General features: G+C 69.7%; 3 protein-coding genes and 1 pseudogene. 3 read left to right on the top strand and 1 reads right to left on the bottom strand.

Features of this window, described 5'->3' with window-relative positions; translation table 11 throughout:
• Positions 1 to 200 (bottom strand): annotated as a pseudogene (locus AC1D01_RS25730) (cysteine dioxygenase); the annotation flags it as partial.
• A 173-nt stretch (positions 201 to 373) separates the two neighbouring features.
• Here AC1D01_RS25730 and AC1D01_RS25725 point away from each other — a divergent pair.
• The 3 genes from AC1D01_RS25725 to AC1D01_RS25715 all read left to right on the top strand — a co-directional run.
• Positions 374 to 1,465 (top strand): LLM class flavin-dependent oxidoreductase, encoded by a 1,092-nt coding sequence (locus tag AC1D01_RS25725; protein ID WP_477871409.1) that lies wholly within the window; start codon positions 374 to 376, stop codon positions 1,463 to 1,465.
• A gap of 11 nt (positions 1,466 to 1,476) precedes the next feature.
• Entirely contained in the window at positions 1,477 to 2,421 is a 945-nt protein-coding gene (locus AC1D01_RS25720) for an ABC transporter substrate-binding protein (RefSeq protein WP_477871407.1), read from the top strand.
• A 91-nt stretch (positions 2,422 to 2,512) separates the two neighbouring features.
• A partial coding sequence (locus AC1D01_RS25715) for a tachylectin-related carbohydrate-binding protein (protein WP_477871405.1) occupies positions 2,513 to 3,467 on the top strand: 955 nt, incomplete at its 3' end.

Genomic DNA, 3,467 nt, shown 5'->3' with positions numbered 1-3,467 from the left:
CGGTGCAGCAGGTACTGCCGGTAGCGGTCGGCACCGGGCTGCGCATGCGAGGCCGGCAGCCAGTCGTCGTGCGCGACCAGGTCGGCCAGCAGCGCGCCGATGTCGCGGCGTACGGCCGCCTCGTCGGTGCGTTCGTCGAGCCGGCGCGAGACCTGCTCGATGAAGTCCTGCAGCGCACGGTCGCCAGGGTCGGTTCGCATCGTCGAATCTCCTTCGTGGTCGCAAACGGGGACCACGCCGCACAGGCTACACGCGCAGGTGCCTTCTGCGAATCATGCAGATCGCATATCCAGCCCTGAAATGATTATTTGCGACGCTCGCGCCCTCGCCGCTACCGTCCTCCTTCGTCATCTTCCGACCGCAGGACACCGCAATGAGCATCGAATTCATCGGCATGATCCAGACCCAGAAAGTCTCGGAGACGCACGCCGCGCAAGGCCCGGCGATCGACCGCGACTACGTGCGCCGTTTCGCGCAGGCGCACGAGCAGGCCGGGTTCGACCGCATCCTGGTGCCGCACCACTCCACCGGTCCGAGCGCCACGCTGACGATCTCGTACGCGGCGGCGCACACCGAGCGCATCCACTTCATGCTGGCGCACCGGCCGGGCTTCACCGCGCCGACGCTCGCGGCACGCCAGATCGCGTCGCTGGACCAGTTCAGCGGCGGGCGCCTGGGCGTGCACTTCATCTCCGGCGGCTCCGACGACGAGCAGAAGCGCGACGGCGACTGGCTGACGCACGACCAGCGCTACGAGCGCACCGACGAATACCTGACGGTGCTGCGCCGCATCTGGACCGAGGACAAGCCCTTCGACCACGATGGCCAGCACTACCGCTTCCAGGCCGGCTTCTCCGAGGTGAAGCCGCTGCAGCAGCCGCACGTGCCGATCTACTTCGGCGGCGCCTCCGATGCGGCGATTCCGGTCGCCGGCAAGCATGCCGATGTCTACGCGCTGTGGGGCGAATCGCTCGACCAGGTGGCCGAGCTGACCGGCCGCGTGCGCGCCGAGGCGGCGAAGCATGGGCGCAGCGTGCGCTTCTCGGTGTCGTTCCGCCCGATCCTCGCCGAGACCGAAGACCAGGCCTGGGCGCGCGCCGAGCGCATCCTCGAAGACACCCGCCGGCTGCGCGTGCAGGCCGGCTACAGCCGCGGCGGGCCGCAGCAGAGCGTGGGTGCGCAGCGCCTGCTGGCGGCCGCGGCCAAAGGCTCGCGCGTCGACCAACGGCTGTGGACTGCCATCGCGCAGGAGACCGGCGGCCGCTCCAACAGCACCGCGCTGGTCGGTACGCCCGAGCAGGTGGCCGAGGCCTTCCTCGACTACCACGCGCTCGGCGTCACCACCTTCCTGATCCGCGGCTTCGATCCGCTGGAAGACGCGATCGACTACGGCCGCGAACTGATCCCGCGCACGCGCCAGCTGGTGGCCGAGCGGCTCGCCGCCGGCAACCGGCGTGCCGCGTGAAGGAGCACGACATGCCCCCCTCCATCACCCGGCGCCACCTGCTGATCGGTACCGCAGCCACCCTGGGCGCAGGCACCGTGCGCGCCGCCGCGCGCCCGTTGCTGAAGGCCGGCGACCAGAAAGGCGGCCTGCGCGCGCTGCTCGAGGCCGCGAACGAATTGCAAGGCCTCGCCTACGACATCCAGTGGGCCGAGTTCCCGGCCGCTGCGCCGCTGGCCGAAGCGCTGAACGCCGAGGCGGTCGACCTTGGCCCGATCGGCGATGCGCCGCTGATCTTCGCGCTGTCGAACGGCGTGCGGGTGAAGGCGATCGGCGTGAACCGCTCCGACCCGTACGGCACCGCGGTGCTGGTGCGCCCCGACTCGCCGCTCAAAACGGCGGCCGACCTGAAAGGCAAGCACATCGCGACCAACCGCGGTTCGATCGGCCACCACATCGCGCTGAAGGCCCTCGCCTCGGCCGGGCTGAAGGCCGATGCCGACACCTTCCGCTTCCTGCCGCCGGCCGAGGCCAAGCTCGCGCTGACGCAGGGCTCGGTCGACGCCTGGGCCACCTGGGAGCCCTACACCGCGCTGGCCGAGACGGCAGGCCACGCCCGCGTGCTGGTCAACGGCCGCGGGCTGTCGTCGGGCCTGAGCTTCCTGGCCGCCACCGACAGCGCGATCGCCGCCAAGCGCCCCGTGCTGCAGGATTTCGCGCAGCGCGTGGTGCGCGCGCAGCGCTGGTCGTACCAGCACGTGCCGGAGTTCTCGGCCGCGCTCGCCCGCATCATCGGCATCCCGCCCGAGGCGGCGCGCTTGCAGTTCGAGCGTCGCCAGCAGCGCTGGATCGCGGTCGACGCCCAGGTGCTGGCCGACCAGCAGGCCACCGCCGATTTCTACCTCGAGGCCGGGCTGCTGAAGCAACGGCTCGAGGTGCGCAACACCTTCGACGGCGGGTTCGCGCCGGCCGGCTGACGCGATTTCAGAAGTCTTCAGGCCCGGCATGTATCCCCGCGCCGACCTGCTCCCGAGAATGTGCACTCATCCACTCTCGGCGAGGCCGATCATGAGCATCGATGCCAACTCCACCCTGGGCAACCTCTACTGGTATCGCCACGATGGCTGGAAAGACGGCACCGAGCGATGGACCGGCAAGAACCTCGTCGGCCGCGGTGGATGGCAGGAATACAAGTCCGTCTTCGCGACCAGCGACGGCATCGTCTATGCCATCGGCTGGGACGGCAACCTGCACTGGTACCGCGACGCCGGTTGGCAGGATGGCACCGAGCGCTGGGAGAGCACGGTCGTCGGCCGGGGTGGATGGGCCGACTACCGGACCGTCTTCGCCACCAGCGACGGCATCCTCTACGCCGTCGGCTGGGACGGCAACCTCTATTGGTATCACCATGAAGGCTGGCAGGACGGCACCGAGCGGTGGAGCGAACGACAGCTCGTCGGCGCCGGCGGCTGGGGCATGTACGTCAGCGTGTGCGCCACCAGCGAAGGCGTGCTCTACGGCATCACGCCCGACGGCGACCTCTACTGGTACCGCCACGACGGCTGGCAGGACGGCAGCGAGCGCTGGACCGGCAAGAACCTCGTCGGGCGCGGCGGCTGGCGCCAGTACACCAGCGTGTTCGCCACCAGCGACGGCACGCTGTACGGCATCACGCCCGACGGCAACCTCTACTGGTACCAGCACAAGGGCTGGGAGGACGGCACCGAAGAATGGCGCGGCGCGCACCTCGTGGGCCGCGGCGGCTGGAACGGGTACACGAACGTCTTCATGACGAGCGACGGCATCCTGTTCGGTGTGCAGAACAACGTGCCGTCGCGCATCAAGCACATCGTCTACCTGATGCTGGAGAACCGCTCGCTCGACAACGTGCTGGGCTGGCTCTATCCGGACGGCCAGCGCCCCGACCGCGTGATGGCGCCGCTCGGCAACAACGAGCCCGGCTACAACGGCCTGCGCCCCGAGACCTACTACAACCTGGGCGCCAACGGGGTCAGGCACTGGG

The sequence above is a fragment of the Rhizobacter sp. P3_B12 genome, from assembly GCF_056402895.1.
Note: the sequence above shows the minus strand (reverse complement) of the source record. Positions and strands in the feature narration are given on the sequence as shown.